General features: G+C 69.9%; 24 protein-coding genes. 3 read left to right on the forward strand and 21 right to left on the reverse strand.

All coding sequences use genetic code 11. From position 1 onward, the window contains the following. Window positions 1-7: 7 nt before the first annotated feature. The 19 genes from argH to NF557_RS10260 form a co-directional block, all read right to left on the reverse strand. The gene (gene argH / locus NF557_RS10170; protein ID WP_252619148.1) at window positions 8-1,429 is read right to left on the reverse strand and encodes an argininosuccinate lyase; all 1,422 of its coding nucleotides are present in this window, start codon (window positions 1,427-1,429) and stop codon (window positions 8-10) included. Beyond that, window positions 1,426-2,013 carry an arginine repressor gene (locus NF557_RS10175; protein WP_252619149.1) on the reverse strand — a complete coding sequence of 196 codons (588 nt, stop codon included), beginning with the start codon at window positions 2,011-2,013 and terminating at the stop codon, window positions 1,426-1,428. The genes argH and NF557_RS10175 overlap by 4 nt, the downstream gene beginning before the upstream one ends. Window positions 2,014-2,041: 28 nt before the next feature. Continuing rightward, window positions 2,042-3,004: an aminoglycoside phosphotransferase family protein gene (locus tag NF557_RS10180; protein WP_252619151.1), complete on the reverse strand. Its 963-nt coding sequence runs from the start codon at window positions 3,002-3,004 to the stop codon at window positions 2,042-2,044. 82 nt (window positions 3,005-3,086) lie between these two features. After that, window positions 3,087-3,860: an SDR family NAD(P)-dependent oxidoreductase gene (locus tag NF557_RS10185; protein ID WP_252619152.1), complete on the reverse strand. Its 774-nt coding sequence runs from the start codon at window positions 3,858-3,860 to the stop codon at window positions 3,087-3,089. Beyond that, the gene (pheT, locus tag NF557_RS10190) at window positions 3,857-6,406 is read right to left on the reverse strand and encodes a phenylalanine--tRNA ligase subunit beta (protein ID WP_252619153.1); all 2,550 of its coding nucleotides are present in this window, start codon (window positions 6,404-6,406) and stop codon (window positions 3,857-3,859) included. The genes NF557_RS10185 and pheT overlap by 4 nt, the downstream gene beginning before the upstream one ends. After that, window positions 6,406-7,500: a phenylalanine--tRNA ligase subunit alpha gene (pheS, locus tag NF557_RS10195; RefSeq protein WP_252619155.1), complete on the reverse strand. Its 1,095-nt coding sequence runs from the start codon at window positions 7,498-7,500 to the stop codon at window positions 6,406-6,408. The genes pheT and pheS overlap by 1 nt, the downstream gene beginning before the upstream one ends. Before the next feature lie 141 nt (window positions 7,501-7,641). Continuing rightward, complete coding sequence (locus tag NF557_RS17845) at window positions 7,642-9,138, reverse strand: IS30 family transposase (protein ID WP_425342940.1); 1,497 nt, start codon at window positions 9,136-9,138, stop codon at window positions 7,642-7,644. A gap of 194 nt (window positions 9,139-9,332) precedes the next feature. Continuing rightward, complete coding sequence (locus NF557_RS10205) at window positions 9,333-10,139, reverse strand: TrmH family RNA methyltransferase (protein ID WP_252619157.1); 807 nt, start codon at window positions 10,137-10,139, stop codon at window positions 9,333-9,335. A 31-nt stretch (window positions 10,140-10,170) separates the two neighbouring features. Next, complete coding sequence (gene rplT, locus NF557_RS10210) at window positions 10,171-10,566, reverse strand: 50S ribosomal protein L20 (RefSeq protein WP_252619158.1); 396 nt, start codon at window positions 10,564-10,566, stop codon at window positions 10,171-10,173. A gap of 33 nt (window positions 10,567-10,599) precedes the next feature. Then, entirely contained in the window at window positions 10,600-10,794 is a 195-nt protein-coding gene (rpmI, locus tag NF557_RS10215; protein WP_252619159.1) for a 50S ribosomal protein L35, read from the reverse strand. A 78-nt stretch (window positions 10,795-10,872) separates the two neighbouring features. Continuing rightward, window positions 10,873-11,535 carry a translation initiation factor IF-3 gene (gene infC / locus NF557_RS10220; protein WP_252624080.1) on the reverse strand — a complete coding sequence of 221 codons (663 nt, stop codon included), beginning with the start codon at window positions 11,533-11,535 and terminating at the stop codon, window positions 10,873-10,875. Window positions 11,536-11,819: 284 nt separating this feature from the next. Then, a complete protein-coding gene (locus tag NF557_RS10225) occupies window positions 11,820-12,650 on the reverse strand; it encodes an SseB family protein (protein ID WP_252619161.1) in 831 nt (276 codons plus the stop codon). Continuing rightward, the gene (locus tag NF557_RS10230; protein WP_252619162.1) at window positions 12,647-13,363 is read right to left on the reverse strand and encodes a HisA/HisF-related TIM barrel protein; all 717 of its coding nucleotides are present in this window, start codon (window positions 13,361-13,363) and stop codon (window positions 12,647-12,649) included. The genes NF557_RS10225 and NF557_RS10230 overlap by 4 nt, the downstream gene beginning before the upstream one ends. Beyond that, entirely contained in the window at window positions 13,360-13,989 is a 630-nt protein-coding gene (locus tag NF557_RS10235) for a hypothetical protein (protein WP_252619163.1), read from the reverse strand. The genes NF557_RS10230 and NF557_RS10235 overlap by 4 nt, the downstream gene beginning before the upstream one ends. 9 nt (window positions 13,990-13,998) lie before the next feature. Next, window positions 13,999-17,016, reverse strand: a complete 3,018-nt coding sequence (locus tag NF557_RS10240; RefSeq protein WP_252619164.1) for a bifunctional [glutamine synthetase] adenylyltransferase/[glutamine synthetase]-adenylyl-L-tyrosine phosphorylase — start codon at window positions 17,014-17,016, stop codon at window positions 13,999-14,001. Then, window positions 17,013-18,350, reverse strand: a complete 1,338-nt coding sequence (locus tag NF557_RS10245) for a glutamine synthetase family protein (RefSeq protein WP_252619165.1) — start codon at window positions 18,348-18,350, stop codon at window positions 17,013-17,015. Before NF557_RS10245 ends, NF557_RS10240 begins: the two co-directional genes overlap by 4 nt. 88 nt (window positions 18,351-18,438) lie before the next feature. After that, window positions 18,439-19,458 carry a glucose-6-phosphate dehydrogenase (coenzyme-F420) gene (gene fgd, locus NF557_RS10250; protein ID WP_252619166.1) on the reverse strand — a complete coding sequence of 340 codons (1,020 nt, stop codon included), beginning with the start codon at window positions 19,456-19,458 and terminating at the stop codon, window positions 18,439-18,441. A gap of 60 nt (window positions 19,459-19,518) precedes the next feature. After that, the gene (locus tag NF557_RS10255; RefSeq protein ID WP_252619167.1) at window positions 19,519-19,806 is read right to left on the reverse strand and encodes a DUF1905 domain-containing protein; all 288 of its coding nucleotides are present in this window, start codon (window positions 19,804-19,806) and stop codon (window positions 19,519-19,521) included. Window positions 19,807-19,832: 26 nt separating this feature from the next. Then, the gene (locus NF557_RS10260; RefSeq protein ID WP_252619169.1) at window positions 19,833-20,066 is read right to left on the reverse strand and encodes a methionine aminopeptidase; all 234 of its coding nucleotides are present in this window, start codon (window positions 20,064-20,066) and stop codon (window positions 19,833-19,835) included. Between the two features lie 45 nt (window positions 20,067-20,111). Between NF557_RS10260 and map the strand changes: the two genes are divergently transcribed. Next, window positions 20,112-20,975 (forward strand): type I methionyl aminopeptidase, encoded by an 864-nt coding sequence (gene map / locus NF557_RS10265; RefSeq protein ID WP_252619171.1) that lies wholly within the window; start codon window positions 20,112-20,114, stop codon window positions 20,973-20,975. Between the two features lie 37 nt (window positions 20,976-21,012). Beyond that, window positions 21,013-21,783: a polyphosphate--glucose phosphotransferase gene (gene ppgK, locus NF557_RS10270; protein ID WP_252619172.1), complete on the forward strand. Its 771-nt coding sequence runs from the start codon at window positions 21,013-21,015 to the stop codon at window positions 21,781-21,783. 111 nt (window positions 21,784-21,894) lie between these two features. Here the strand turns inward: ppgK and NF557_RS10275 are convergent, their stop codons facing one another. Further along, on the reverse strand, window positions 21,895-23,352 hold the full coding sequence (locus tag NF557_RS10275; protein ID WP_252619173.1) for a GuaB1 family IMP dehydrogenase-related protein: 1,458 nt from the start codon (window positions 23,350-23,352) through the stop codon (window positions 21,895-21,897). Between the two features lie 70 nt (window positions 23,353-23,422). Here NF557_RS10275 and NF557_RS10280 point away from each other — a divergent pair, with 70 nt between their 5' ends. Next, complete coding sequence (locus tag NF557_RS10280) at window positions 23,423-24,085, forward strand: MBL fold metallo-hydrolase (protein WP_252619174.1); 663 nt, start codon at window positions 23,423-23,425, stop codon at window positions 24,083-24,085. 12 nt (window positions 24,086-24,097) lie between these two features. On the opposite strand, the gene NF557_RS10285 is transcribed toward NF557_RS10280, so the two are convergent. Beyond that, complete coding sequence (locus NF557_RS10285) at window positions 24,098-25,204, reverse strand: VIT1/CCC1 transporter family protein (protein ID WP_252619175.1); 1,107 nt, start codon at window positions 25,202-25,204, stop codon at window positions 24,098-24,100. Window positions 25,205-25,265 lie beyond the last annotated feature (61 nt).

Raw genomic sequence — 25,265 nt, forward strand, 5'->3', positions numbered from 1 at the left:
AGCCCGGTCAGTCGACGATCTTCGGCAGGTCGTTGACCCAGTGCCTCGCGACGGCGATCTGCTTGCGCAGGTGCGTGCGCTGCTCACTCACCCTGGGCGCGGCGGTGCCACCACGGGCGTCGCGCGAGGCGATCGAGCCGGCCACGGTCAACACGGTGCGCACCTGCGGGGTCAGGTGCTCACTGATGTCAGCAAGGTCGTCGTCGGACAACTCGTCCAGTCCGATGCCCCGCTGCTCACAGACGCGCACGCACTCACCGGCAACCTCGTGGGCCACGCGGAACGGCACCCCTTCGCGCACGAGCCACTCGGCGATGTCGGTCGCCAGGGAGAAGCCCTGTGGAGCCAGCTCCTCGAGCCGCTCGGGGTGGAAGGTGAGCGTCTCGACCATGCCACTGACGGCGGGCAGCAGGACGTCAAGGGTGTCGATCTGGTCGAAGACGGGCTCCTTGTCCTCCTGCAGGTCCCGGTTGTAGGCCAGCGGGAGCCCCTTGAGTGTGGCCAGCAGCCCAGTGAGGTCGCCGATCAACCGACCAGCCTTGCCCCGGGCCAGCTCGGCCACGTCGGGGTTCTTCTTCTGCGGCATGATGCTCGACCCGGTCGAGAAGGCGTCATCGAGGGTGACGAAGCCGAACTCCGCTGTCGCCCAGAGGATCACCTCTTCGGACAGGCGGGAGATGTCGACGGCGATCATCGCCATGACGAAGGCGAACTCGGCCGCGAAGTCGCGGCTGGCCGTGCCGTCGATCGAGTTCTCCACCGAAGCGGTCATGCCCAGGTCGTGCGCCACAGCCTCCGGATCGAGCCCGAGCGAGGAGCCCGCGAGAGCCCCGGAGCCATAGGGCGAGACCCCCGCGCGCCTGTCCCAGTCACGCAGCCGGTCCACGTCACGCAGCAGCGGCCAGGCGTGCGCCTGCAAGTGGTGGGCCAGCAGCACCGGCTGGGCGTGCTGCAGGTGGGTGCGCCCGGGCATCGCGACCTCGGGGTGGCGTGCCGCCTGGCCTGCGAGCGCCTCGACGACTGCGAGGACCTTGCCGCCGATGACGCGCGCGTGCTCGCGCAGATACATCCTGAAGAGGGTGGCCACCTGGTCGTTGCGGGAGCGCCCGGCACGCAGCCGCCCGCCGACGTCAGGGCCGACCCGCTCGATCAGACCCCGCTCGAGGGCCGTGTGCACGTCCTCGTCCTCAGGCGCCGGCACGAACTCCCCTGACTCCACGTCGGCCAGCAGTCGGCGCAGCCCGTCGAGCATGGTGGCGGTGTCCTCGGCGCTGAGCAGCCCTGCCTGATGCAGCACCCTGGCGTGCGCGCGCGAGCCGGCGATGTCATAGGGCGCTAGCCGCCAGTCGAAGTGGGTCGAGCGGGACAGCTCGGTCAGGGCATCGGCTGGGCCGCCGGCAAAGCGGCCGCCCCACAGGCTCAGGGTCATGGCTCCATTGTCTCTGGTGTGTCAGTCGTATGCCGAGTGCCGGCTGACGCTCCGGTCGGCCGGTCGACGACGTCGTGGCCGGCCAGCGCCAGGAACCGCGCCGCGACCTCCTCGCCACCGTCGGGCTCCAGCGTGATCACCAGGATCGTGTCGTCGCCCGCGATCGTCCCCAGCACGTCGGGGTTGTCGCTGCGGTCGATGGCCGAGGCGAGATACTGCGCAGCACCGGGAGGGGTCCGCAGCACGGCCTGGTTGCCGGTGGCCCGCGCCGCCACGAGCAGCTCCTCGCACAGCCTGGCCAGCCGGGTGCCGTCCTCCACGAACGCCGGGCGCAACGCCTGGTCACCGCCCTGGGCGGGCACGGCATACACCTGCCCCCGCCCCTTGCGAACCTTGACCGCGCCGAGCTCGAGCAGGTCACGCGACAGCGTCGCCTGGGTGACCGAGATGCCGTCCCGGGCCAGGAAGTCCAGCAGGTCGGACTGTGAGGCGACCTCGTGCCGGTCCAGCACATCAACAATTCGTTGATGGCGTGCGGCACGGGTCGTCGGAATCCCCCCGGACGGCAGCTCTGCAGTGCTCACCTGCACAACTATACAAGCGCATGCATAGTCATGCGGAATCGCCCCACCGTTCGCGCAGCCAGTCCGCGGCCGCGCCGCCCTGGGCACGCTGGAACGCGCGCACCGTCGGCAACCCGGGCGGTGCGGGCAGCCGGGCGGCGTGCACGAAGTAGCCGAGCAGCGCGCTCAGCAGGACGTCCACGTCCTCCTCGCTCGCGCCCAGGTCGGCCAACCGCGGCGCGTATGCCGCCACGTCCGGTCCCCCATGGACCCGCACGTTGAAGAGCAGCATCAGCGAGTCGACCCAGGCACTCCCGCGGCAGGCCCAGGGCCAGTCGACGACCCGGACAGCACCGTCTCCGGTCACCAGCAGGTTGTCCGAGCGGATGTCGGTGTGCACCAAACGGTCACCTCGCAGGAGCGGCACAGCTGCGGCGCTCAGCTCGACGAGCCGGTCCAGGTGGGCCACCACCCACGGGTCCAGGCCCTCCGGCGGGTCGGCCACGATCTCGGGCCACAACGACACGTCGCCGGCCATATCCTCCTCCAGTGCCGGCAGGTCGACCGTCTCGGGCAGCGGCTCAGCTGCCAGGCGCGCGAGGGAGTCCAACGCCGCCTCGACCTCGTGGCCCTGCCACGGCACATGCGGGTGGCGCCCTGGGATGTCCTCGACCATCAGGGCGACCCAGCGCTCACCCGCGATGCGCTCGTCGAGAGAGGAGAGCAGGACCGGCGCCCCGGCATACGCCGGCAGCTGTTGCAGGACAGCGATCTCGCGGGCGACCAGGTCCGGGGTGTGGGCGTTCAGACTCTCGCCCACCGCCTTGACGAACGCGCTCCCCCGCGAGCCACGCACCCGATCGGCCGTGCCCGGCGAGAAGCCGCCCTGTTGCGGGCGGACCTCGCCCACCTTGCCGAGCTCCCCAGCCACCCAGTCGCGGACTGGCTGCGGCAGATCATCCCAGCTGATCCGCACGCCATAGGGCTGGATCGGCTCGGGGGTCGCGGACATGCGAGCACGCTAACAAGTCGCCATGATGCCCGCCGACCGGATTCTCGTGCGGTGCTCGGACCGTCGCACCACCCGCACTGGCTCACGCCAACGGATCGTCCTCGCCCCAGGGGCGCAGCCGGAGCATCCGCTCGCCGTCACCCAGCCCCTCGGCCGACTTGGCTCGCAGCACGTCAAGGTCGTCGGCTCCGGCCCGCACCATGCGTCCCGAAAAGCCGTCGAGCTCACCGTCCGCGATGGCCAACGCCAGGGCCTTGAGGTCCTCTGGACTCGTCCATTCGGTCCGGTCCTCGTGCATCTGCATGCCGTGGGTCATGTCGGTCTCGATGACACCTGGCGCCAGGTCGAAGGCTTGCACGTTGTGCTCGGCACCTGCGAGCGCCACCCCGCCGGTCAGCCGCGCCAGCGCCGACTTGCTGGCGTGGTATGCCGTGAGGACCGCGCTCTCCCGCGTCCCCGAGCCGCTGTTGAGGTTGATGATCCGGCCGCCACCGGCAGCGATCATGTGCGGCACGACGGCACGGGTCACCAGGAACGGACCGCGCACGTTGGTCTCCATCACCTGCCACCACTGCTCGGGGTCGGCCTCCCAGAGCGGGACCTCACGCTCGACCAGGCCGGCGTTGTTGACCAGCAGGTCGATGCGGCCGTGCTCGGCGATCACCCCGTCGACGGCTGCCTGCACCGCGGCCAGGTCGGTGACGTCGCAGGCGGTCGTCGGCGTTCCAGTGGAGTCGTCAGCTCCGCTGCGGGACAGGCCCACGACCTCCCACCCGGCGCCACGGAAGGCTCCGGCAAGGTGCGCCCCGATGCCTCGTGAGGCACCGGTGATCAGGGCAACCCTCGGCATCCTCATCGCTGGACCGCGCCGTGGTCCTTGGCCGCCTGGGCGACCGCTGCATCCCGGGCGGCGTTGACTTCCTCGGTCTTCAGCGTGCGGTCATCGGCACGGAAGACCAGGTGGAAGGCCAGGCTCTGCTGGTCGTCACCGATCTGGTCGCCGCGGTAGACATCGAACAGTCGCACCGACTCGAGCAGCTCACCTGCGCCGTCGCGCACCGACTCGAGCAGGTCGCCGAAGCTGGTGCTGCGAGACACAGTCAGCGCGATGTCAGAACCGGCGGGCGGGTGGTTGGACATGGGGGCGCCCTGGGCGCGACGGTCGCTGGCCGCGATCAGGACGTCCAGGTCGAGCTCGGCGGTGACGGTGCGCTCGGGGACGCCGAGAGCCTTGGAGGCCTTGGGGTGCAGCTCGCCGGCCCAGCCGATGGTCGTGCCATCGGGCAGGGTCAGCTCGACGCAGCGACCGGGGTGGAAGGGCTCGCGTTCGGTCTGCAGCCGCTCGACCTCCACACCGAGAGCGTCGCAGACCGCATGGGCCCAGCCCACGACGTCGGTGACGTCGGTGGTGCGGCCGGGGCCCCACCACCCGGCGCGCTCGGCCTGGCCGGTGGCGACCATCGCGACATGCAGCGGCTGGTGCGGGACAGCTGCGCGGATCTCCTCCAGCACCGCGTCATCGGGCTTGACCCCCACGCCGGGCACCGGCGCCTTGCGGGCCAGGTCGGGCAGGGTGACGGTGTCAATCTCAAACAGTGCGACGTCCTTGGCCCCGCGCCCCAGGTTGCGACGCACTGCGTCCGGCAGCGTCTGGAGCAGCTCGGTGCGCATGAGCGGTGCCTCGTCCGACAACGGGTTGGCCAGTCGGACCGCGTGCCGGCGCTGGTCGTCCGCTCCCAGACCTAGGTCCTCGAAGCGGGACTCACCGACGAACGGATAGGTCAGCACCTCGTCTAGGCCCTGACCGGCAAGGGCTGCGGCCACGGTGCGGCGGGCACGCTGGGCGTGGGTGAGTCCGCGTCCACCCGGCGCGGTCGGCAGGATGGAGGGGATCTTGTCGTAGCCATCGATCCGTGCGACCTCCTCAACCAGGTCGGGCCCGGTCAGCAGGTCGGGGCGCCAGGTCGGTGGGGTCACGGTGAGCTGTCCGTCCCTGCCATCGGTGACCGTGCACCCGATGGTCTCGAGGATCTCGCGCACCCGGTCGGTGCCGTAGTCCACGCCGACATAGCGCGTCGGCATCGTGGGGTCGAAGCTGATCGGCTCCGGCGCGCTGACCTGGCCGGCGTCGGTGACCGCGGGGTCGGCGGTGCCGCCGCCGAACTCGACCATCAGCTCGACCATCAGCTGGGCCGCCTGCGGGGCGAGCTCGGGGTCGACGCCACGCTCGAACCGCTTGGACGCCTCGCTGGAGAGCCGGTGCCGACGCGCGGTGCGGGCGACCGTCTTGGGGTCGAAGTGCGCCGCTTCGATGAGCACGTCGGTGGTGGTCTCGCTGACCTCGCTGGAGGCGCCACCCATCACACCGGCGATGCCGAGCAGGACCTCCCCACCGTCGGTGATCAGCAGGTCCTCGGCGTCGAGCGTGCGCTCGACGCCGTCCAGGGTCGTCAGCTTCTCCCCCGCCCGGACGCGGCGCACGACGATCGGCCCGGTGACCTTGGCCAGGTCGTAGGCGTGCGTGGGCTGGCCGAGAGCGAGCATGACGTAGTTCGAGATGTCGACCGCAAGGCTGATCGGACGCATCCCGGCCTCGGTCAGGCGGATGGCCATCCACGCGGGTGTCGGCGCCTGCGGGTCCAGCCCGCGCACGATGCGGGTGACGAACCGGTCGCAGCCCTGCGCACCTTCGAGGGGCGACTCGTCGCGCAGCTCCACGCCGAAGCCGTCGGCGGTCGCGGCGGGTGCCGTGAGCGGCTGCTCCTGCCCGTCGACGACGCGCACCAGCGCTGGGTCACGGTAGGCGACACCGGTGCTGTGGGAGTACTCCCTGGCGATGCCGCGCAGGGAGAAGCAGTAGCCGCGGTCGGGCGTGACGTTGACCTCGACGGTCTCCCGGTCCAGGCCCAGCAGTGGGATGGCGTCCTGGCCGGGTTCCAACCCCTCGGCTCCAGCACCCAGCCAGTCAGTGAGCACGATGATGCCGTCGTGGTCGTCACCCAGGCCGAGCTCGAGCGAGGAGCAGATCATGCCGGCGCTCACATGGCCATAGGTCTTGCGCGCCGAGATCTCGAAGTTCCCGGGCAGCACACCGCCGGGCAGGATCACCGGCACCAGGTCACCGACCGCGAAGTTGTGCGCCCCACAGACGATCCCCTGCGGCTCGCCCGTGCCGTTGGCGTGGCCGACGTCCACCTGGCACCAGTTGATGGTCTTGCCGTTCTTCTGCTCCTCCGGAGTCATCTCCAGCACACGACCAACCACGAGGGGACCCTGCACGTCACCGCCGTGCAGACCCTCCTCCTCCAACCCGACCCGGACCAGGTCAGCGGCCACCTGGGTGCCGGTCGTGCCTGCCGGCACCTCGGCATACTCCCTCAGCCAGTCAAGGGGAACCCGCATCAGATCTCCATCCCGAACTGCGCGTTGAAGCGCACGTCTCCCTCGATGATCTCGCGCATGTCAGCCAGGTGGTTGCGGAACATCAGGCTCCGCTCCACCCCCATGCCAAACGCGAAACCCTGATAGCGCTCCGGGTCGATGCCGCAGGCGCGCAGCACGTTGTGGTTGACCATGCCGCAGCCACCCCACTCGATCCAGCCCGTGCCTCCGCAGGTCCGACAGTCGGTGTCCTCACCCCGGCAGACGAAACACTGGAAGTCCATCTCGGCGCTGGGCTCGGTGAACGGGAAGTATGCCGGGCGCAGCCGGGTCTTCAAACCCTCGCCGAAGAGGGCGCTGGCCAGGCGGTCCAGGGTCCCCTTGAGGTGGGCCATGGTCAGACCCTCGTCGATCGCCAGGCCCTCCATCTGGTGGAAGACGGGCGTGTGCGTGGCGTCCAGCTCATCGGTGCGGAACGTCTTGCCCGGCACCGCGACATAGAGCGGCGCGCCGCGCTCGAGCAGCGAGCGGGCCTGGCCCGGCGAGGTGTGCGTGCGCAGGACGATGCCGGCGTCGGCGGGGTCGACAAAGAAGGTGTCCTGCATCTGGCGGGCCGGGTGGTCCTTGTCGAAGTTGAGTGCGTCGAAGTTGAACCACTCGGCCTCGACCCCGGGCCCCTCGGCGATCTCCCAGCCCATGCCGACCATCACATCGGCCATCCGCTCGGCCGTCAGCGTCAACGGGTGGCGGTGTCCGAACGGCCGGCGGTCTGGACGCACGGTCAGATCCATGGCCTCCTCGACCAGGATCCTCTCGTCGCGCTCGGCCTCGAGCTCGGCCTGCCGGACGGCAAGCGCCTTGTTGACCTGCCCACGGGCCTGGCCGACGCGCTTGCCGGCCTCGGCTTTGGCGCTCGGTGGCAGTGCCCCGATCTCACGGTTTGCCAGGGCAAGCGGGCTCTTCTCCCCGGCGTGCGAGATGCGGGCGACCTTGAGCTCGTCAAGGCTGGCCGCTGCGGTGATGGCTGCGAGGGCCTCGGTGACGTTGCTCTCGATCGCTTCGGGGTCGAGGGCGCTCACCTCGACCGGGTCGTAGTTGGTGTTGGGTCCGGACACGCGCCCGAGTCTAAGTTGCCGCGGCTCCCCGGGACGAACGGGTTCCCGCGGCCTCGTCCCCGGCCCGCCCCGGCACGTGCCCAGCTCCGCTCCTCCGCCCCGGCACGTGCGCGGGTTCTACCCAGCGAACCGCTGGCGAATTCAAGGGGTCTGCGCAACGGTGAGTAGTTCGGCGAGTCTAGCGGCGGGAGTCGCGAAGCCGAGTGTTTTGCGGGGTCGGGTGTTCAGGAGGTCCTGGGCGTCACGGACTTCTTCGTCGGTGACCTTGGCGAAGTCGGTGCCTTTGGGGAAGAAGTCACGGATCAGGCCGTTGGTGTTCTCGTTGGTGCCGCGTTGCCAGGGTGAGTGCGGGTCACAGAAGTAGACCTGGCAGTCACTGGCCAGTGTGAAATCAGCGTGCTCAGCCAGCTCAGATCCTTGGTCCCAGGTGATGGTTCGGCGCAGGTCGCCCGGGAGGTCGGCGACCATCTGGATCAGGGCCTGGGTCACGGTCGGGGCGTCGTGGCGGTCCGGGAGTCGGTAGATCAGCACGTTGCGGGTGGCCCGCTCGGCCAGGGTGATCAACGCGGTGGCGCCCTTGGCACCGATGACGAGGTCTCCTTCCCAGTGGCCGGGCACGGCCCGGTCGGCCACCTCGGCAGGTCGGGCGCTGATGTGGTTGTCCTCATCGATCCAGGACCGGCTGCTGGCCTTGGGCGGCAGCTTGGAGCGGGGCTTGCGGCTCGTGCGGCCGGTGCGGGTGGCCTTGGCCACCTTCACCTCGTGACGCAGGGAGCCTTTGCCCTGGACGTACAGCGCTTGGTAGATCGTCTCGTGGGACACCCACATATCTTCCTCGTCCGGGTAGCTGAGACGCAGGTCAGCAGCGACCTGCTCGGGCGACCACCTCTTGTTCAGCCGCTCGATCACCGCGGCTCGCAACCGCGGGCAGGACAACCGGCGGGCCTGCGGACGGGCCGCCGCGGCAGTGGCAAGGTCCTGCGCGGCCCGAGCGCGGTAGCCGGCTCGGTCAGCGAACCGGGCCAGCTCCCGACCGATCGTGGAGCGGTGCACGCCCAGCACCCTGGCGATATGGGCGTTGGTCGCGGTGGTGCCAGCCAGGTGCTGGAGCACCCCGCGCCCGGCCTGGGTCAACCGGCCCCGCTCATCGCGGTAGTCCTCATCCATAGGTACAGCAGGTACCAGGCTCGCGCGAGCCGCCGCCCGCGACGCGCCGTCCAACCCCCCGATCCCACCGGGTTGCCCGGACCACCCCTGCGCGACGATCCACCGGTACAGGGTCGACTCGTTGATGCCGAGCGTGCGGGCGACCGCTGTCAGGCTCTTTCCCTCGGCAAGCATTCCGAACGCTTCGGCGCGACGCTGTGCACTGCTCGGCTGGCCCACCTGACCGGCCACCCGCACCGGAGCGATCAACTCCTCCCCGGCCGGGGTCAGCAAGCCCCGGGCATCGACATAACCGCCCTCAAGGAAGCCAGCCGGCAACAGCTCCGGTCGCAAGACGAGCTGGTCGGCGGCCACACCCGTGGCCCGCACCCAACGAAGCACCGACGACCGGTCCCGGGCCAAGACCCTGCCCACCTCCTCCAGAGCCATCCCAGCAGCCACCAAACCCAGACCATACGAACGCAGCACCATGCCTCCCGGCAGATTGGTGTTGCGCTGACCCCTGAACCCAAGGGGCCTGGCTCGGGTAGTTCCCGTGCACGTGCCATGGTCAAGAGGCAGAAGACGGCGGGGCGGACTGTGCCGAGCCCTCACTCTGCGGGTTGACGCGCAAGTCCGCGTGGTGTTGGACCTGTCAGCGGGCAGCGGAGGAAGAGGCGGGCAGGTCAGCGGGCAGCGGAGGAAGAGGCGTGCAGACAGACTGTCGCGGCCATCGCGAGGTTGAGGGACTCGGCGCGGACGATGGGGATGGACACCACGTCGTCACACAGGGCACGGACCTCAGGCTCCAGTCCCCACGCCTCGTTGCCCATCACCCAGGCGTGCGGCACCGACAGGTCGACGTCTGGCAACGAGGTGGTGCCTGCGCCATCGGCGGCCAGCACGCGCAGGCCGGCAACGCGGCAGGCGTGCAGGAGCTCGGGTACCGGCGTCCCCACACTCACCGGCAGGTGGAACAGCGAGCCGACCGTGGACCGAACCACCTTGGGGTTGTAGACATTGACACTCGCGTCGCTCACCAACACTGCCGCGGCTCCGAAGGCGTCGGCGGCACGGAGGACGGTGCCAGCGTTGCCAGGGTCACGCACGTTGGTGAGCACCACCACGAAGCCGTCTCCGGCAGCTGACAGCGCCTCGGCGAGCGGCACGTCAACCGGCGCGGCCACCGCGATCATCCCCTGCGGGTGCGGGGTGTCGGTCATCGCGGCGAGGACCTCATCGGTGCACAGCCGCACCGCGACCCCAGCCGCGTTGGCCCGTTCCACGACCTCCGTATGCCGCTCAGCCGCCGAGGAGGTGACGTACAGGTCTCGGGCGGCGTGGCCGGCATACGACAGGAGCTCACGGACCGCCTGCGGCCCCTCGACCACAAAGAGGCCCTGCCGCTGCCGGACAGCACGACGGCCCAGGGACCGGACCGACCGGACCCGCTCGCTCCGAGCATTGCTCAGCAGCGTCAGGTCGGTGGTCACAGTGCCCTGGGCCGTCGGGTGGTGCGGTGACTCAGGCGGCAGACGTGTCGTCGGCCTTGGTGTCAGCCTGGGCCGGGACGTTCGCGCGAGCGATCTCGACCAGCGCGGTGAACGCGGCCTCGTCGTGCACGGCCAACTCGGCCAGCATGCGACGGTCGACCTCGATCTCGGCGATCTTCAGACCCTGGATGAAGCGGTTGTAGGTCATGCCGTTGGCGCGGGCCGCAGCGTTGATGCGCTGGATCCAGAGACGACGGAAGTCGCCCTTGCGGGCGCGACGGTCACGGTAGCTGTAGACCAGCGAGTGAGTGACCTGTTCCTTGGCCTTGCGGTAGAGACGGGACCGCTGGCCCCGGTAGCCGCTGGCGCGCTCGAGAACAACCCGGCGCTTCTTATGGGCGTTGACCGCCCGCTTCACGCGTGCCACGTGAGAACTCCTTTAGATCAGTGGTGGGTCGGCTCAGCGGCCGAGCAGCTTCTTGGCGGTCTTCTCGTCCGCGGGGGACACGACCTTGTCGTTGGCCAGGCGGCGAGCCGCGCTAGCGGTGCGCTCCTGGAACTTGTGCACGTGGCGCGCACGCTGGTGCATGATCTTGCCCGTCCCGGTGACACGGAAGCGCTTCTTGGCGCCACTGTGCGTCTTCATCTTCGGCATGTGCCGATCTCCTCGTTGCTCTGGCGGCCGCTGTTGACCGCTTGCCTTGCGATGGAAAATCTGGGGTGCTGCTGGACGTCAGCTGGCGGTGCTGGTGGTCTCGGGAACCTCGCTCGGCTCCGCGCTCCCGCTGGCCTGCTCCACGTCCGGAGCCGGCGCGCTGTCCGTGCTCGAGTCGTTCGCGTGAGCCGCAGCCGCCTTCTCGGCGCGCTTCTCGTTGCGCACGGCCGTCTTCTTCTTGGCCGGCCCGAGGACCATCACCATGTTGCGACCGTCCTGCTTGGGCGAGGACTCGACGAAGCCGAGCTCGGCCACGTCCTCGGCCAGCTTCTGCAGCAGGCGGAAGCCCAGCTCCGGACGCGACTGCTCGCGACCGCGGAACATGATCGTCACCTTGACCTTGTCGCCACCCTTGAGGAAGCGCACGACGTGACCCTTCTTGGTCTCATAGTCGTGGCTGTCGATCTTGGGGCGGAGCTTGATCTCCTTGATGATCGTGTTGACCTGGTTCTTCCGCGCCTCACGGGCCTTCACGGCGGCTTCGTACTTGTATTTGCCGAAGTCCATGAGCTTGGCGACCGGTGGGCGCGCCATCGGAGCCACCTCGACGAGGTCAAGGTCGGCTTCGGCGGCCAGGCGCAGCGCGTCCTCGACGCGCACGATCCCGACCTGCTCACCGTTAGGTCCAACCAACCGCACTTCGGGAACCCGGATGCGGTCGTTGATTCGAGGCTCGCTGATTGCCTACTCCTTCGTTCATGTCAATGGACACCCCGCAACGAAGAGAGGCCCCTCGTCACGGGTGCACGAGAGGCCTGGAGTTCCGCCATGATCAAGGTATGCCGACGGGTTGCCCCGGCAGCCACCTCACCCTCACGGGCGGGAACCAAAGGAACCCGGCGACCGAGATGGTCGTCGCGGGTGGAAGCTGTCAAGCCTCACTTGCACGGTGCCCCAGATCGCTGATGCGTTCCAAGACACCTGGTTGCCCACCATGCTAGCAGCCACGTGCCTCCCGGATCGAATCAGACGGCACCCAGGGCAAAACTGATTGCGTCGATCCGCGCGCGGACCTCGCCATCAGTGGCCACCCGCTCGCTGACACGCTGGACCAGGTCGCGGACCTGCGACCCGTCGAGGCCGGGCTGAAGTCCCAGCCGGATGACCAGCTCCCCATCCGATCCGCCCTCGAGTCGCACGGACCCGACGTCCGGCTCTGGCGCAGTCGCAGCCTCGACGCCCGCCCTCACCTGAGGGTCCTGGTGGGCTGGCAGCCAGTCGCGTCCCATCGCCAGGGCCCAGACCATCGAGCCGCGCAGGGTGCCGGCGGTGGGCAGCCCGGGGTCGAGCACGATGACGTGGCAGCCCTCCTGCACGGCAGCCTGGGCGGCCCGCTGCGCCGAGACCGGCACCGGACGGGCGCTGGCGTCCCACTGCCCCAGAGCCGCAAGGCTCGTGAATGCCGGGAGGGCACGCTGTCCGTCAGGGGCCACCAGCGTGACCGCAGCCATGTCGCTGGTGGCGTCGCTGACTAGACCGTTGACCTCGGTCATCTCTCCGGCGACGGCGACCACGGGCACCAGGAGGCGCGCGGCGGTCACCAGCTCCACCAGTCGCACGTCGTCCGCCGCGGTGGCCTCGGCACCACGGCGGCGCAGAGCCTCAATCAGGACCGCGTCCGCGTCGCCGGTGTCGCCGTCAAAGCCGGTGCTGGTCAGCTGTCGGCCGGCCCATGGCGTGCCACCCGTGTCGACGCCCGCCTGCGGGTCATGCCCGGCGAACCGTCGCCGGATCGCCTGGTCAGCTCCCTCACCAGGATCAGCACCACCAGGATCAACGTCTGGTCGATCAGTCATCTCGCACCTCCTGCGACCTCGAGTGCATCGGCCAGCGTCAAGGCCCCGTGATAGAGCGCCGCACCCAGCACCACTCCGCTGACCCCGACGTCGGCCAGCAGGCGCAGTCGGCGCAGGTCATCGAGGGAGGCCACGCCACCGGAGGCGATGACCTGTCCCTCCACCCGTTCGGCGACATGGCGGAACAGGTCGGTGTCGGCCCCGTGCAGGCTCCCGTCCCGGTTCGCGTCAGCCACGACGTAGGTCCGGCAACCGATCCCGTCCAGGTCTGCCAGGACATCGTCCAGCGACCCGAGACGGATGTCACTGCCGCGGGCGACGACCTCACCGGCCTGCACGTCGATCCCGACCGCGATGCGTGCAGCGTGCTCGCGGACCACCTCTTTGACCCAACCCCGGTCGCGCAGTGCGGAGCTGGCCAGGTTGACCCGGGCCGCCGCGGTCTCCAGCGCGACCGCGAGCGAGGCCTCGTCGGCGATCCCTCCGGACACCTGCACCGGGACGTCATGTGCCGCCGTGAGCTCGGCGATCAGCGCGGCGTTCTCGCCACGGCCAAACGCCCGGTCCAGGTCGACCAGGTGCAACCACTTCGCCCCTTCGGCCACCCAGCGCGCCACGACCTGCGCAGGGTCATCCTCGCCGTCACCCACGACCTGGCTGGCGCGACCGCCGGAGATGTCGACGGCGGGAAGCAGTGTCAGAGCGCTGGTCACGCCTCCAGCTCCTGGCGCAGCCGCACGGCGTCACGCACGGCGTCGTTGAAGTAGCCGACCTCCTTGGGTGCCGGCAGGACCGAGACCGCACCAGGCAGCTCGGACACGCCGCTCGCATCGACCATCAGCCGAGCGCCCGGCAACTCGAGGACGGCCACGACAGCCGCGAGCAACCGGTCCGGCTGGACATAGAGCTCGTGCAGGATCTCGATCAGCTCGCGGCGTGACCCTCCGCCAGCGACGCGTTGCAGGGTCACCGGCCCGGCCTGGGGCAGACCCGGTGGCTCGACGATGCCGCGCTCGGGCTCCCACACGACATACCGGATCCCGCCGCGTCCCCTGGTCTGGACCGTGATGATGGCGCGACCGTCCACGACCCAGAACCCCAGTGCCGGGCCGAGCTGGCGGGGCACGGGCCGGCTGGCGGTGACGACCGTCCCGTCGGTGTATGGCGGATCAGCGAAGGAGCGACCCTCCGGGAATACCGCGGTCCAGCCATCCATCGGGGCGACGGTGGCAGGGACCACGCCCCTGCGCAGCCAGGTGCTCACCTCTGGCACGGAGCCGCGCAGGAGGAGGCACCCCGCCGGATCGTCCCCGATGTCGGGGCGGGGACTGGTGCTCACCCGCCCATCCTACGAAGGCCGGGCGCCAGAGCCCGGGAGGCGACCCGTCGCCGTGCCGTGCAACGGACCGCCATAGAGCAGCTGTTCCACGACGTGACGGCACCGCCGGGCGGTCCGGCGCCACTCCTCGGCCAGCTCACTGCCGTGCCCCGGGGGCCGTCCGAGGATGCGGCTGACGCCCTCGGCCTCGCGGCTGTCGCTCGGCACCGACTCGACCGGCCGCCCGCGCCACAGCACGCCGGCGTCGCGCAGGCGCGAGGCCAACGTCCACGAACGGCGGAGCACGGAGGCGTCCTCCTCCGAGATCAGGCTGGCCTCGACCGCCGCGTTCAGGGCAGCCAGGGTGCCCGTCGTGCGGAGCCCGTCGTGCTCGTGGGCATGCTGCAGCTGCGTCAGCTGGACCACCCACTCGACGTCGGTCAAGCCGCCAAGGCCCAGCTTGAAGTGGGTGCGGGGGTCGGCTCCGCGAGGCAGTCGCTCGCCCTCCATCCGCGCCTTGAGACGACGTATGTCGCGCACCGCCGCCTGGTCGATCCCGTCGTCGGGCCAGCGCAACGGCTGGATCAGGTCGGTGAACCGCTGAGCCAGGTCGTCGTCCCCGGCCAGCGGTCGGGCGCGCAGCAGCGCCTGGGACTCCCAGCCGGCAGACCAGCGCTGGTAGTAGACGCTGTAGGACTCGAAGCTGCGGACCAGGGGCCCGGACTTGCCCTCCGGCCGAAGGCTGGCGTCGAGCTCGAGCGTGGGGTCCGGGCCGTTGCCCGACAGTCCCTTGCGGAGGGCGGCGATGATCTCCGAGGCCTGCTCCGCTGCTCCCTCGGCACCCTCGAGCGGCTCATAGACAAACATCAGGTCCGCGTCGCTCGCATAGCCCAGCTCGCGGCCTCCGAGACGCCCCACCCCCACGATCAGCATGGAAGCCGCCGGCTGACCGTCGCCGACGACAGCGCGGGTGGCCACCCCGAGGGCAGCTGCCAGGAGCTCGTCGGTGAGCTCGGTCAGGGCTGAGCGCAGGGCCGGCTGGTCGATCTCACCGACGAGGTCGGCCAGGACCAGGCGCAGGAGCTCCTTGGCCCGGACGGAGCGGATCCCGGTGAAGGCGTCCTGGGGATCGTCGTGCCGCTCGGCCGCAGCCAGCATCCGCGCCCCCAGCGCCTCGCGGCTGACCGGGCGCAGACCGGTCGCCTCACCGAGCAGAGAGACCGACTCAGGGGCCTTGATCAGCAGCTCCACGGCATACCGGCTCGTGGCCAGGACATGGGCGAGCCGCTCGGCTGCGCTGCCCTCGTCGCGCAGCATCTTCAGATACCAGTGCGTGGTGCCCAGCGTGTCGCTGATCCGGCGGAAGGCCAGCAGTCCCGCGTCGGGGTCGGCGCCGTCGGCGAACCACCCGAGCATGACCGGGAGCAGGTGCCGCTGGATCGTGGCCCGACGGGAGACGCCGTCGGTCAGCGACTCCAGGTGGCGCATCGCCCCGGCGGGGTCGCGAAAGCCCAGCGCGGACAGCCGCACTCGGGCGGCTTCCGGCGACAGGCGCACCTCGTCACTGGTCAGCTTGGCGACGGCCGCGAGCAGGGGGCGATAGAAGAGCCGTTCGTGCAGCCGGCGCACCTCGCGCTGCTGGGCCCGCCACCGCTGCACGAGCGAAGCCGCCGCGTCGCGCCGCTCCCCCAACGACCGCCCGAGCCGGCGCTGGTCGGCCTCGGTCGACGGCATCAGGTGGGTGCGTCGCAGCCGGTGCAGCTGGATGCGGTGCTCCAGGACCCGCAGGAAGCGATAGGCCGCATCCAGGTCGCCCGCGTCGTCGCGGCCCACATAGCCACCGTCCCGCAGGGCGGTCAGGGCCTCGAGGGTGGTGCCGGAGTGCAGCTCCTCGTCCGTGCGGCCGTGGACCAGCTGCAGCAGCTGCACGCTGAACTCGATGTCGCGCAGCCCGCCCGGGCCGAGCTTGAGCTGCCACGGAGCCTCGGCAGGTGGGACATGCTCCTCGACCCGGCGCCGCATCGACTGCACGTTCTCCACGAAGCCCTCGCGCGCGCTCGCCTCCCACACCATGGGCTGGACCAGGTCGAGCCACTCGCGGGACAGCTCCTCGTCACCGGCCGCATGCCGGGCCTTGAGCAGCGCCTGGAACTCCCACGTGCTGGCCCAGCGCTGGTAGTAACCTCGGTGCGACTCGAGCGAGCGCACCAGCGGGCCGTTCTTGCCCTCCGGGCGCAGCGCCGCGTCGACCTGCCACAGGGCACCCTCGCCCGTGGACTGGCTGCAGATGCGCATCACGGCGGTGGCGAGCCTGCTGCCGACCGCGAGCGCCTCGTCGTCCCCCTCACCGGCCGGTCCGACCAGGAAGACGACGTCGACGTCGGAGATGTAGTTCAGCTCCCGCCCGCCGGTCTTGCCCATGCCGATCACCGAGAACCGGCAGTGCTCCTGCCCCTCGGTCTGCGCGCGGGCCAGGACCACGGCCGCCTCGAGAGCGGCGCAGGCGAGGTCGGCCAGGGCTGCGGCCACATCCGGCAGCAGCTCGACAGGGTCCTCCGACACCAGGTCGGCAGCGGCGATGAGGAGCAGCTCGCGGCGATAGGCGACGCGCAGCGCGTCCATCCCCTCCCGGTCGGTCAGCCCCTCCACCGCCCTGACGAGACGGTCGGTCAGTTCCCCAGGCTCCGGCAGCGCACGTCCCCGTCCGAAGGGATGGGTCTGCGCCAGGACTGCGACGTGCTCGGGGTGGCGCACCAGGTGGTCGGCCAGGGCCGTCGACCCACCCAGCACGGCCAGCACCCGATCGCGCGCCGTGCCGGCCTCGTGGAGCACCAGCCCGACCTCCGGGTCCGCCTCCACGAGGCGGACCGCGCCGAGCAGAGCCTCGTCGGGGTCGGCGACCCGGGACAGGGCGTCGGTGAGATCCTCAGCGTCCGGGTCCCCCGGCATACTCGCGAGCAGTTCGTCCAGCAGCCGCTCGGCCCGCCGGGCGTCGGTGAAACCCGCGCGGGACAGGTGGGCCGGGAGCGGCTGGCGGGCGGTGGTCACAGCCGGACCAGATAGCGGTCCAGCTCGAAGGGGGTGACCTGGGCGCGGTAGTCGTACCACTCCTGCCGCTTGTTGCGCAGGAAGAAGTCGAAGACCGTCTCCCCCAGGGTCTCGGCGACCAGCTCGCTGGACTCCATCACCTGGATCGCCTCAGACAGCGACTGCGGGAGCTCCTCGATGCCCATCGCCCGCCGCTCACCGTCGGTCAGCGCCCACACGTCGTCCTCGGCCTCCATCGGCAGCTCGTAGCCCTCCCGCACGCCCTTCAGGCCCGCTGCCAGGATCAACGCGAATGACAGGTAGGGGTTGCAGGCCGAGTCCAGGGAGCGGATCTCGATGCGCCGGCTGTGGCCCTTGCCGAAGCTATACATCGGCACCCGGATCAGGGCACTGCGGTTGTTGTGGCCCCAGCACACGTGCGCGGGTGCCTCTCCCCCGCCCCAGATGCGCTTGTAGGAGTTGACCCACTGGTTGGTGACCGCGGTGATCTCGCGGGCGTGGCGCAGGACCCCGGCGGTGAACCGGCGGCCGGTCTGGCTGAGCTCGTAGTTGGCGGTCGGCTCATAGAACGCGTTGCGGTCACCCTCGAAGAGCGAGACGTGGGTGTGCATCGCCGAGCCCGGCTGGCCCGCAAGGGGTTTGGGCATGAACGAGGCCAGGGCGCCATGCTGCAGAGCGACCTCACGGACGACGGTGCGCATCGTCATGATGTTGTCGGCCATCGAGAGCGCATCGGCGTAGCGCAGGTCGATCTCGTTCTGGCCGGGGCCGCCCTCGTGGTGGGAGTACTCCACCGAGATGCCCATCTTCTCGAGCATCGTGATCGCGGCGCGGCGGAAGTCGTGACCGTCCCCGCGGGCGACGTGGTCGAAGTAGCCGGCCTGGTCAATCGGGATCGGCCCGACGGCGGCGTCGTAGGGCTCCTTGAACAGATAGAACTCGATCTCGGGGTGGGTGTAGAACGTGAAGCCGTCCTCGGCCGCGGAGTCCAGTGCCCGGCGCAGCACGTGCCGGCTGTCGCTGGCGGCGGGGCTCCCATCCGGCATCCGGATGTCACAGAACATCCGAGCCGTGCCCGGGTTGTCGCCGCGCCACGGGATGACAGTGAACGTGCTGGCGTCCGGCTGCACGATCATGTCGGCCTCATAGACACGGGTGAAGCCGGCGATCGCGCTGCCGTCGAAGCCGATGCCCTCGGCGAACGCCTGCTCGAGCTCGGCCGGCGCCACGGCCACCGACTTCAGGGCGCCGAGCACATCGGTGAACCAGAGCCGGACGAACCGGATGTCGCGTTCCTCGATGGTGCGAAGGACATATTCCTGCTGACGATCCATGCGCTCATCCTGCCGTATGCCGAGGGTCCGGGTCAGGGGCGCGTCACGGTGTCGCGGAGCGAACCGACTGTCCGCGACGCCGGCCGGATCAGCCCAGTGCGCGCAATCGGGGTGCCAAGTCCTCCTCGAAGTGGGTGAGGAAGCGCTCCTGGTCGTGGCCGGGGCCGTGGAAGACGAGGTGGTTGAACCCGGCCTCGACGTAGGGCCGGACCTGCTCGATCACCTCCTCGGGGTCGGAGGAGACGATCCAGCGCTTGGCGACCTGCTCGATGGGCAGCTGGTCGGCGAAGTGCTCCATCTCGATCGGGTCGTGGATGCTGTGCTTCTGCTCAGGCGTCAGCGACAGCGGCGCCCAGAAGCGGGTGTTCTGCAGCGCTGCCTCGTGGTCGCGGTCGTAGGACAGCTTGATCTCGATCATCCGATCGATGTCACCCAGCGACCGACCCGACTTCTCCAGCCCCTCCTCCACCGCCGGCATCAGCTTGTCGGTGTAGAGCTCCATGCCCTTGCCCGAGGTGCAGATGAACCCGTCACCGGCACGGCCGGCATACCTCGCCACGACCGGCCCGCCCGCCGCCACATAGACCGGCACCCCGCCCTCGGGCACGTCGTAGATGCTCGCGCCATGGGTGCGGTAGTAGTCCCCCTCGAACTCGACCTGGTCGCCGAGCCACAGCTCACGCATCAGCGCCACCGCCTCGCGCAACCGGGCAAACCGCTCCTTGAACTCCGGCCAGCCGCCCTCCACCGCACCGGTGGCGATCTCGTTGAGCGCCTCACCGCTGCCGACGCCCAGGATCACCCGCCCGGGGAAGAGACACCCCATCGTCGCGAACGCCTGCGCCACCACGGCCGGGTTGTAGCGGAACGTCGGGGTCATCACCGACGTGCCCAGCACCAGACGCTCGGTCTGGGCGCCCACCGCCGACAACCACGCGATCGCAAACGGCGCGTGCCCTCCGTCGTGGCGCCACGGCTGGAAGTGGTCGCTGACAAACGCAGAGTCCATCCCGTGCGTCTCAGCAAGAACCCCCAGCTCCACCAGCTCCCTCGGGCCGAACTGCTCGGCGGAGGCTTTATAACCCAGTCTCAGTCCCTGATCGCTCACAACCGCCACCTTGCCAGACTGCACCGACACCACCCGCACCATGCCTGCCGACGCGCGAGGTCAGGTGTCGACGGTCAGTCGGATCGTCACCGTGTCGCCGATGTCCAGCTCCTCGGCACGCTGCACGACCGCCTTGATCGGCACGATGTAGCCCCCATCCTTGGGAAAGAGCGACGTCGTCCAGGTGGTCGCCCCGATCCGTGCCGTGACCGGGATCATCCCCCAGCCGTAGGTCACCTGCGGCGCGATCGCAGAGAGGTCGGCCGCCTGCTCGTCGGGGACGGTGACGAAGTGGTGCGGCGCCGGGCCGCGCCAGAACCAGATCTCGCCGCTGAACTCAAGCTCCACGGCGCTCCGGTCAGCCCCTCTACGATTCAGCCGTTGAGCGGGTTGTTGTCCGAGTAGTGAGAGTCGGCGTCCCCGGTCTCCCACTCGCGCTCGCGGCGCTCTGCCTCATCCCAGGCCTCGGTGCGCTTGCGAGCGGTCTCGAGCGCCTGGGTCGCCTCGGCCTCGGTCTCGTAGGGACCCATCAGGTCGCCGCCCTGGGCGCGACCCGGGTCGTCGTGGGCCTCGACCTGGCCGGTCTTGACGTTGAACCAGTAGGACATCACTGCACTCCTTGCCGTCGGGACCTGTTGCCTAGACTTCACCGTATGCCGAGCATCACCGCAACCGTTGCCCCCGGGAAGGTCTCCCCGCGCCGGGACGTCCCCGCCTCCATCCCACGACCGGAGTATGTCGACCGGCCGGCTCCGCGTCCGTTCACCGGTTCGGAGGTCAAGGACGCCGAGACGATCGAGAAGATGCGGATCGCCGGACGGATCGGTGCGCAGACGCTGGCCACGGTCGGTGCGGCCGTCGCCCCGGGGGTCACGACCGAGGAGCTGGACCGGATCGGTCACGAGTTCATGCTGGACCACCACGCCTACCCGTCCACCCTCGGCTACCGCGGCTACCCAAAGTCACTCTGCACCTCCGTCAACGAGGTGATCTGCCACGGCATCCCCGACTCACGTCCCCTGGAGGACGGGGACATCGTCAACGTGGACGTCACGGCATACATCCACGGGGTGCACGGCGACAACAACGCGACCTTCCTGGTCGGCGACGTGGACGAGGAGTCACGGCTGCTCGTCGAGCGCACCCAGGAGTCGCTGCGCCGGGCGATCAAGGCGGCTCTGCCGGGTCGCCCGATCAACGTCATCGGGCGGGTGATCGAGTCCTACGCCAAGCGCTTCGGCTATGGCGTGGTGCGTGACTACACCGGCCACGGCATCGGCGAGAGCTTCCACTCCGGACTGATCATCCCGCACTACGACGCAGCACCGGACTACGCCGAGCTGATCGAGCCGGGCATGACCTTCACGATCGAGCCGATGCTCAACCTGGGCACTCCCGACTGGACAGAGTGGGACGACGGGTGGACCGTGGTCACCGCCGACCTGCGGCGCTCGGCGCAGTTCGAGCACATGATCCTGATCACCGAGACCGGCAACGAGATCCTGACGCTGCCCTGACCCACGCAACGATCCGCACTCAACGACGAGGAGTCACATGAGCAAGGCAACCGGCAAGGGGCTCTTCCTGGGCATCGACATCGGCGGCAGCGGCATCAAGGGTGCCCCGGTCGACCTCGACAAGGGCGAGCTGGCCGCGGAGCGGAGCCGCATCGACACCCCCAAGAAGGCCACGCCCGAGAAGGTCGCCGAGATCGTCGCGGAGATCGCCGAGGGTTTCGTCGACGAGGTCGGTGCCGACACTCCGGTCGGGGTCACGGTGCCGGCCGTCGTGCACCACGGCGTGACCCGCAGCGCGGCCAACATCGACGACTCGTGGATCGACACGAACGCGGACGAGCTCTTCACCAAGGTGCTGGGCCGGCCGGTGGTCGTGATGAACGATGCCGACGCTGCTGGCGAGGCCGAGGTCCACTACGGCGCCGGCAAGGACGTCAAGGGGGTGGTGCTGCTGACCACCCTCGGCACCGGCATCGGCTCGGCACTCTTCCTCAACGGGGCGCTGGTGCCCAACACCGAGCTCGGCCACCTGGAGCTGGACGGCAAGGACGCCGAGGACCGGGCTGCCTCCAGCGTGCGCGAGGAGAAGGACCTGTCCTGGGAGAAGTGGGCCGAGCGGCTGCAGCGCTTCTATCGGCACGTCGAGGACCTGTTCTGGCCCGAGCTGATCATCGTCGGCGGCGGCGTCTCCAAGCACGCCGACAAGTTCCTGCCGCTGCTGGACCTGCGCACCCCGATCGTCCCGGCCGCGCTCCTCAACGAGGCCGGCATCATCGGGGCCGCCTGGCACGCCTCCCAATCTTCATAGCGGTTTTGCTGGCCCGCCACCCATTTTGATAGCGGTTTCGCAGGTCGACCTCGCCGACAAAACCACTGCAAAAATGCGGGACCCACCGACAAAACCACTACAAGAATTGTTCTACCAGGACGTATGCCGCGGGCGCCCCTCGTCATACCCCGCAGCGCCCTGGATGCCCACCACAGCGCGGGAGTGGAAATGTCCGATCGTCTCGGCGCCGGCATAGGTGAAGGCCGACCGGACGCCCGAGACGATCTGGTCCAGCACGTCCTCGACGCCGGGCCGGTCGGGGTCGAGATACATCCGCGAACTGGAGATGCCCTCCTCGAAGAGTGCCAGTCGAGCCCGGTCGAACGCCGAGCGGTCCCGGGTGCGGTTGCTCACCGCCCGCGCCGACGCCATGCCGAAGCTCTCCTTGAAGAGCCGCTCACTGCCATCACGCTGCAGGTCTCCAGGGCTCTCATAGGTGCCGGCGAGCCACGAGCCGATCATCACCGAGGCGGCCCCGGCTGAGAGCGCGAGCGCCACGTCGCGGGGATACTTCACGCCGCCGTCGGCCCACACGCTCGCGCCGACATCCTTGGCTGCAGCCGCGCACTCCAGCACGGCCGAGAACTGCGGTCGCCCGACGCCGGTCATCATCCGCGTGGTGCACATCGCGCCCGGACCGACGCCGACCTTGATGATGTCCGCGCCGGCCGCGGCCAGGTCGCGGGCACCTTCGGCGGAGACGACGTTGCCGGCCACCAGTGGCACGCGGACCCCGGTGGCCTGCTCGTGCGCGTCACGCGCCTCGCGCACGGACGGAAGCACGTCGATCATCTTGTCCTGGTGGCCATGGGCGGTGTCCACGACGAGCACGTCGACGCCGAAGGACAGGACCGCCTCGGCGCGGGCCCGCACGTCACCATTGATCCCCACCGCACCGCCGATCCGCAGCCGCCCCTGCCCGTCCAGCGCGGGCTTGTAGATCGCGGAGCGCAGCAGACCCCTGCGCGTCACCACGCCCACCAGCGAGTCGCCGGAGACGACCGGTGCCAGGTCGAGGTGCTCCCGGTCGAGCAGGTCAAACGCCTCGCGCACGTCAGTGCCCTCCGGCACGGTCAGCCCGGGTGCCTGCATCACGTCGCGCACCTGCGCGAACCGGTCGACCTCGGCGCAGTCGGCCTCGGTCACGATCCCCAGCGGGCGGCCGTCCTCGACGACCACGGCGGCATGGTGTGCGCGCTTGCCCATCACCGAGAGGACCTGGGCGACAGGCGAACCCGGCTCCACCACAATCGGGGTCTCATAGACAGGGTGCGCCGACTTGACCGCGCTGACCGTCCCGCGGATCGCGTCCACGGGGATGTCCTGCGGCAGGATCGCCACCGCGCCGCGACGGGCGACCGTCTCGGCCATCCGCTTGCCGGAGACCGCCGTCATGTTGGCGACCACCACCGGCACCGTCGTCCCCACTCCGTCCGGCGTGGTCAGGTCCACATCCATCCGCGAGGTCACCGCGGACCGCGAGGGGACCATGAAGACGTCGTTGTAGGTCAGGTCGTGCTGCGGCTGCGTGCCGTTGAGGAACTCCACGCCATGCAGGATAGGCGAGGGCAGCCCCTCCCTGGCTGCGGACCGGCTACCCGCGGCCTACGGTGGGGTCATGGACATCACCCACCTGGGCCACTCGTGCGTCCTGCTTGAGGTGGCCGACCAACGCATCCTGGTCGATCCGGGCAACTTCAGCGACATCGCCGACGTGCGCGACCTCACCGCGGTGCTGGTCACGCACCAGCACCCGGACCACGTCGACCCGGCCCAGCTGGCTGGCCTGCTGGACCGCAGCCCCGACGCGCGGGTGCTCCTCGAGCCAGAGTCGGTCGGTCAGCTCGCCGAGGCGGCCGGCGAGCACCGCGACAGGCTGGAGAGTATGCCGAGTGGCACCGACATCGAGCTCGGTCCCGTCACGGTCAGTCCGGTGGGGCACCGGCACGCCTTCATCCACGACTTCGTGCCGCGCATCGACAACGTCGGGCTGGTCATCCGGGCCGACGGCGAGCCGACGCTCTTTCACCCTGGCGACGCGCTGGATGCCGAGCCGGGGCCGGTGGACGTGCTGCTCGTCCCGGTGAGTGCGCCGTGGGCCAGGGTCGGCGACACGGTCACCTTCGTGCGCCGGATCGCGCCGACGCGGGCGATCCCGATCCACGACGGCCTGCTCAATGACACCGGCCGGGAGATGTATCTGCGCCACATCAGCTCGTTCGGGGCGGACGGCGGGCTGGAGGTGCTGGACCTGCGCGAGCAGGGCAGGACACGCCTGTAGGGCCAGCGGCGCTCAGCCCAACAGCCCGCTGGCGCCGAAGGCGAGCCCCAGCAGATAGGTGGCCCCGGCCGCTCCGAAGCCGATCGCCAGCTGACGCAGGGCACGGCGCAGCGGCGGAGCGCCCGAGAGGAGGCCGACGACACTGCCGGTGATCATCAGGGCCAGCCCCACGAGGACCGCCGCGACGATCAGGGCCGGGTAGCCCGTCATACCGAGAAGGAAGGGCAGCACGGGGATCAGCGCGCCACTGGCGAAGAAGGAGAAGCTCGACGAGGCAGCACCCATGGCGCTGCCCATGGCCTCCTGCTGATCGACGTTGACGACGGCGTCGGGCATGGCGCCATCGGGCACGGCGCGCTCCGGATGCCGTTGCACGGCCGCCAGCACCTCGTGGGCCTTGGCCTCCGCGTCCTCCAGCACCATCCCGCGGGAGCGATAGACGAGGGTCAGCTCGTTCTCCTCGATCCCGAGATCGGTCACCGCGGCGTGCGCGTCGCTGCTCGTGTGCGACGCGGCGAGCAGCTCGCGCGCCGACTGCACCGAGATGAACTCCCCGGCCCCCATCGACAGCGCACCGGCGAGCAGTCCGGCGATGCCGGCCGCCAGCACGATGCCCGACCCGGCGCCCGTGCCGGCCATGCCCATCACCAGGGCGAGGTTGGACACCAGGCCGTCGTTGGCACCGAAGACCGCGGCGCGGAAGTTGCCGGTCATCCGAGCCCGGCCCCGAGCGGCCAGACCCCGCAGGACCTCCTCGTGGATCTTCTCATCGGCCGCCATCTGCGAGGTGGCGGCCGCCTCCGCAAAATAGGGCGTGCGCGACTCGGCGTTCTGGGCCAGCGCCAGCACGAAGACCGACCCGAACCGCTTGGCGAGCCCACCGACGACACGGTTGCGCATCCCGGGACGCACCGGCTTGCCGACCTCGTCTCCGAGCAGGTCCACCCAGTGCTGCTCGTGCCGCTTCTCGGCCTCGGCCAGCCCGAGCAGGATCTCGCGGTCCACGCCGTCGCGCCGCTCGGCCAGATAGCGATAGACCTGAGCCTCGGCCCGCTCGTCCGCGAGATAGCGTCGCCAGCGGCGAGCCTCCTGCGGAGTCGGCCTGATGGCGCTGCTCATGCTTCTCCTACTGCTAGTGCGGTCGTGTGCGTCCCCCGGGTCGTCGCTGACCAGCAGCCAA

This window comes from Ornithinimicrobium cryptoxanthini, from assembly GCF_023923205.1.
GTDB lineage: Bacteria > Actinomycetota > Actinomycetes > Actinomycetales > Dermatophilaceae > Ornithinicoccus > Ornithinicoccus cryptoxanthini.

Bases quoted from the DNA above. Each gene is read 5' to 3' on its own strand.
- argH (WP_252619148.1), bottom strand. From the start codon at position 1,429: ATGACCCTGAGCCTGTGGGGCGGCCGCTTTGCCGGCGGCCCAGCCGAT.
- NF557_RS10180 (WP_252619151.1), bottom strand. From the start codon at position 3,004: ATGTCCGCGACCCCCGAGCCGATCCAGCCCTATGGCGTGCGGATCAGC.
- NF557_RS10185 (WP_252619152.1), bottom strand. From the start codon at position 3,860: ATGAGGATGCCGAGGGTTGCCCTGATCACCGGTGCCTCACGAGGCATC.
- pheT (WP_252619153.1), bottom strand. From the start codon at position 6,406: ATGCGGGTTCCCCTTGACTGGCTGAGGGAGTATGCCGAGGTGCCGGCA.
- NF557_RS17845 (WP_425342940.1), bottom strand. From the start codon at position 9,138: ATGGTGCTGCGTTCGTATGGTCTGGGTTTGGTGGCTGCTGGGATGGCT.
- rpmI (WP_252619159.1), bottom strand. From the start codon at position 10,794: ATGCCGAAGATGAAGACGCACAGTGGCGCCAAGAAGCGCTTCCGTGTC.
- NF557_RS10225 (WP_252619161.1), bottom strand. From the start codon at position 12,650: ATGACTGATCGACCAGACGTTGATCCTGGTGGTGCTGATCCTGGTGAG.
- NF557_RS10245 (WP_252619165.1), bottom strand. From the start codon at position 18,350: ATGGATCGTCAGCAGGAATATGTCCTTCGCACCATCGAGGAACGCGAC.
- NF557_RS10260 (WP_252619169.1), bottom strand. From the start codon at position 20,066: ATGTCCTACTGGTTCAACGTCAAGACCGGCCAGGTCGAGGCCCACGAC.
- map (WP_252619171.1), top strand. From the start codon at position 20,112: ATGCCGAGCATCACCGCAACCGTTGCCCCCGGGAAGGTCTCCCCGCGC.
- ppgK (WP_252619172.1), top strand. From the start codon at position 21,013: ATGAGCAAGGCAACCGGCAAGGGGCTCTTCCTGGGCATCGACATCGGC.
- NF557_RS10280 (WP_252619174.1), top strand. From the start codon at position 23,423: ATGGACATCACCCACCTGGGCCACTCGTGCGTCCTGCTTGAGGTGGCC.
- NF557_RS10285 (WP_252619175.1), bottom strand. From the start codon at position 25,204: ATGAGCAGCGCCATCAGGCCGACTCCGCAGGAGGCTCGCCGCTGGCGA.